This is a genomic window from Dietzia sp. SYD-A1 (assembly GCF_015356725.1).
Taxonomy (GTDB): Bacteria; Actinomycetota; Actinomycetes; order Mycobacteriales; family Mycobacteriaceae; genus Dietzia.
The window spans coordinates 1-4,181 of record NZ_JADDKI010000408.1; the positions used below are offsets into that span (position 1 = coordinate 1).

4 protein-coding genes and 1 tRNA gene are annotated in these 4,181 nt (G+C 70.2%); 2 read left to right on the forward strand and 3 right to left on the reverse strand.

Annotation, left to right across the window (positions count from 1 at the left end; all coding sequences use genetic code 11):
- From IY392_RS14825 to IY392_RS19510, 3 genes are all read right to left on the reverse strand, one after another.
- Positions 1 to 849 (reverse strand): protein phosphatase 2C domain-containing protein (locus IY392_RS14825; protein ID WP_194861624.1); only part of this gene is annotated, 849 nt, incomplete at its 3' end.
- Positions 846 to 1,304, reverse strand: a complete 459-nt coding sequence (locus tag IY392_RS14830; RefSeq protein WP_107755257.1) for an FHA domain-containing protein — start codon at positions 1,302 to 1,304, stop codon at positions 846 to 848. The genes IY392_RS14830 and IY392_RS14825, both read right to left, overlap by 4 nt.
- A gap of 86 nt (positions 1,305 to 1,390) precedes the next feature.
- Positions 1,391 to 2,269, reverse strand: coding sequence for a DUF3662 and FHA domain-containing protein (locus IY392_RS19510; RefSeq protein ID WP_107755258.1), 879 nt, complete (start codon positions 2,267 to 2,269; stop codon positions 1,391 to 1,393).
- A gap of 210 nt (positions 2,270 to 2,479) precedes the next feature.
- Between IY392_RS19510 and IY392_RS14840 the strand changes: the two genes are divergently transcribed.
- Positions 2,480 to 2,562: transfer RNA gene (locus tag IY392_RS14840), tRNA-Leu, on the forward strand.
- A gap of 496 nt (positions 2,563 to 3,058) precedes the next feature.
- Positions 3,059 to 4,181 (forward strand): Re/Si-specific NAD(P)(+) transhydrogenase subunit alpha (locus IY392_RS14845; protein ID WP_194861625.1); only part of this gene is annotated, 1,123 nt, incomplete at its 3' end.

Sequence of the window (4,181 nt, forward strand, 5' to 3'; positions counted from 1 at the left end):
GTTCTGGGAGGCGACCTGGGCACGGGAGAAGGCCGCGGCCCGACCGGCGGCGGTGTCGGCGTTGACGGCGATCTCGCCGGGCTCGTCCGTCGAGGCCGCGCCCACGACCACGGGCACGACCGAACCGCCGCGTGGGGAGTCGACCACGTCTGCCACGACGACCGTCACGTTGTCGGGCCCTCCCGAGCGCAGCGCGAGCTGGACCAGGCGCTCGGCGGCGGCGTCGGCGGAGCCGGTGGCGAGGGTCTCGGCGATGGTCTCGGTGCTCACCGGGTCGGACAGGCCGTCCGAGCAGAGGAGGTAGCGATCTCCCACCCGGGCTTCCCGGACGGCGGTGGTGGGCTCGACGGGCTCGCCGGTGAGAGCCTTGAGGATGAGCGAGCGGCGCGGGTGCACGTGGGCTTCCTCGGCGGTGAGCTCGCCGCGGTCCACGAGTGACTGGACGAAGGTGTCGTCCTTGGTGATCTGCGTGAGGACGCCGTCGCGGAGCAGGTACGCACGTGAGTCGCCCACGTGGAGCAGCCCCATGCGTCGCCCGTCGAAGAGCAGCGCGGTCAGCGTGCAGCCCATCCCGTCGGCCTCCGGATGCGCCTCGACGTGCGCGGCGATCGCCCGGTTGCCCTCGTTCATCGCCCTGCTGAGCGCGCCGGCGAGGTCGGAACCGGGTTGGTCCTCGTCGAGCCTGGCCAGGGTCGCGACCATGATCTGACTGGCCAGCTCGCCCGCGGCGTGGCCCCCCATGCCGTCGGCCAACACGAGGACGCGGGGAGCGGCGTAGGCGGAGTCCTCGTTGTTCTCGCGCACCATCCCCGTGTGTGAGCGGGCGGCGTAGCTGAGCGACGGGGTCACGCGCGCAGCTCGATCACGGTCTTGCCGATCCGGATCGGCGTGCCCGCGGCCACCTTGACCGGTGTCGTCACCCGCGATCTGTCCAGATAGGTGCCGTTGGTCGAACCCAGGTCCTCGAGGAACCAGTCCGGCCCGTGGGGGGACAGCCTGGCGTGCTGGTTGGACGCGTAGTCGTCGTCGATCACCAATGTGCACGAGTCGGCGCGGCCGAGCAGGACCGGCTGCTCGGAGAGGGTGATGCGGGTTCCGGCCAGGGCGCCCTGTGTGACGACGAGGTGGCGTATCGCCTTGGTGCCGCGGCCGAGGAATCCACCACGACGCTCACCCTGGCCACCCGACCTCATCCCGACGTTGCCGAAGACATCGGTCTTCAGCGCGCGCAGGACGAGGTAGATGAACAGCCACAGCATCACCAGGAGGAGGCCACGCGAGAGTTGCAGAACGAGTCCCTGCACGAGTTCGGTCCTCCCTCTCCGGTCAGGTCACCTCGGGCAACGTGTGATCGCCCCCGGAGGTTCCCGGGGGTCCATGCCTGTCGAGGCTAGTCGAACCGGACGGTGATCTCCGAGTGTCCTACCCGGATCACGTCGCCGTCCGCCAGCTGCCAGTCCTGCACGGGGCCCTCGTTGACCGTGGTCCCGTTGGTGGAGCCCAGGTCGGACAGGACCGCCTCGCGGCCGTCGAAGTGGATGTCCGCGTGCTGCCGGGACACCCCGGTGTCCGGCAGGCGGAAGGCGGCGTCCTGGCCGCGTCCGAGCAGGTTGGACCCGCGCTGGAGACGGAACGTCCGACCGGATCCGTCCTCGAGGTGAAGCGTCACCGAGAGCGAGGCGCGTCCCTGGGTGATCTGCGTGGGGGCGTCGGACGGGCCGCCCCACCCGGTGTTCTGGGCTGCGGATCCGGAGCGGGTGGCGACGGGGTAGTTGGAGGCGGGTGCCTTCATGGGGTGTCTCTCCTGACTGGCGTCCGGTGGCGCGGGGACCGGCGACGACGGAGCCGGATGGCCCGGTGCCGGCGCCGGCGCGGCGGCCGAGATGTGGAAGGGGACCGCGTCGGGGTCCACGACCCCGTTGATGCGCAGCTGCCCGGTGTGGAGGTCGTCGCGCTCGACGAACGTGACCGTGACCGGACCGTAGGTCTCCCACCCCTGCTCCGCGATGTGATCCGAGAGGTGGCGGGAGAAGGTCTTGACGGCCAGGGCCTCGTCCTCCGTGAAGGACGCGTAGTCCGACCGGGCGAGGGTGATGGTGTAGCTGTTGGAGACGAGCAGGTGACCGTCGACCACCTTGAGCGAGGCCTCCGCCTGCCTGCGTAGCTGTGACTCCACCTCGGCCGCGACCACCTTGCCACCGAAGAGTCGGGCGAAGGCGTCCCCCACCGCACCCTGGAGTGTGCGTTCGAACTTGCCGACGATTCCCATGAGTGCCTCCTCTTCTGTGGTGTGTGCCCGGTTCCGCGGTGTGCGTCTGGTTCGTCCGCCCCGCCACTCGTGTGGGCGGCATCCGGTCGATCATAGAGGCGGGAGCGGCCCGAAGCACGCCTCAGAACACCCCGGGGGCCGCGCGACTGTGCTCCACCAGCGGATTAGTGCGGCCGGTGTGGCCCGTGTTAACGTATTCGGGCGTTACTCGGGCGAGTGGCGGAATGGCAGACGCGCTGGCTTCAGGTGCCAGTGTCCTTCGGGACGTGGGGGTTCAAGTCCCCCTTCGCCCACACATCCAGTGCAGCCGGGTTGCCCCGGAGAAGCCGGCCGACAGGTCGGCTTCATGCATTTCCGGGCGCGACAGAGCTCCGGCGGAGGGTGGTCGGACGGCGTCCACCCCACCTGAATCAAGTTCAATTCTTGTCGTGTCGTAAGCTCATCCAGACGTGCTCCCGGGTAGCGGCACCACCATGCCGAGGCCCGGAGGGCATTGCCGACCAGGTGGACGGAGCAGAGAGCACCCTCTCGCCCGCCCTGCCCGCGAGCTCGTACCCCGGCTCGCATCGAACTGATCGCCCGTGATGAAAGGCCCGAGACCGGTTTCCGACGCGATCCCGGATGACCCCACGCCGGGGCCGGCAACCGTGTAAGGATCGGACATCGTTCGTGGTCGGTCGTGCCGGTCCACCTGCGTCGCCCCATCACAACGCTGTCCTCCACAACGCTGTCTTCCACGATGCTGTCGAAGGAACCCCCATGGCCTCGAGCCTCGAAGAGATCCCCGATATGTCCCCGCAGACCGAGGTGCCGGATCCCGCCGCCGCCCCCTCGGTGATCGGCGTGGTCGCCGAGTCCGATCCCTCGGAGAGGCGGGTGGCCGCCACGCCGGCGACGGTGGCGAAGCTGATCGGCCTGGGATACCGGGTCGTGGTGGAGAACGGGGCGGGAACCCGCGCCGAGTTCTCCGACGCGGCCTACGCCGACGCCGGCGCCGACCTGGTCGACGGCGACACCGCCTGGTCGAGCGACGTCGTGATGAAGGTCGCCGTCCCCACCGAGACCGAGGTGACGCGACTGCGGCCGGGCGCCACCCTCGTCGGACTCCTGGCGCCCGCTCAGAACGAGCGGTTGCTGTCCGTCCTGGCCGAGCGCGGGGTCACCGCACTGGCGATGGACGCGGTTCCGCGGATCTCCCGTGCGCAGTCGATGGACGTCCTGTCCTCCATGGCCAACATCGCCGGCTATCGCGCCGTGATCGAGGCCGCCCACCACTTCGGCCGGTTCTTCACCGGACAGGTCACCGCGGCGGGCAAGGTCCCGCCGGCGAAGGTGCTGGTGGCCGGTGCGGGCGTGGCGGGTCTGGCGGCGATCGGTGCGGCCAGCAGCCTCGGCGCGATCGTCCGCGCGACCGATCCGCGTCCCGAGGTGGCCGACCAGGTCAAATCGATCGGTGGCGAGTACCTGCCGGTCGAGGTCCCCGACGAGGAGAAGGTCGTCTCCACGGACGGGTACGCCAAGGCGACGAGCGAGGCCTACGACCGGGCGGCGGCGGCCCTGTACTCGGCCCAGGCGGCCGACGTGGACATCGTCATCACCACCGCGCTGATCCCGGGCCGGGCGGCCCCGCGCCTGCTCACCGCCGCGGACGTGGCGTCGATGAGGCGCGGTTCGGTCATCGTGGACATGGCCGCCGCCCAGGGTGGCAACGTCGAGGGCAGCGTGGCGGACGAGGTGGTGGTGACCGAGAACGGCGTGACGATCATCGGGTACACCGACCTGGCCGGACGCCTGCCCGCGCAGGCCTCGCAGCTGTACGGCACCAACCTGGTCAACCTCACCAAGCTTGTCACCCCGGACAAGGACGGGCGGTGGTCGCTGGATCTGGACGACGTCGTCCAGATCCAGCGAC

Coding starts and splice junctions, on each gene's coding strand:
- IY392_RS19510 (WP_107755258.1), bottom strand. CDS start 2,269: ATGGGAATCGTCGGCAAGTTCGAACGCACACTCCAGGGTGCGGTGGGG.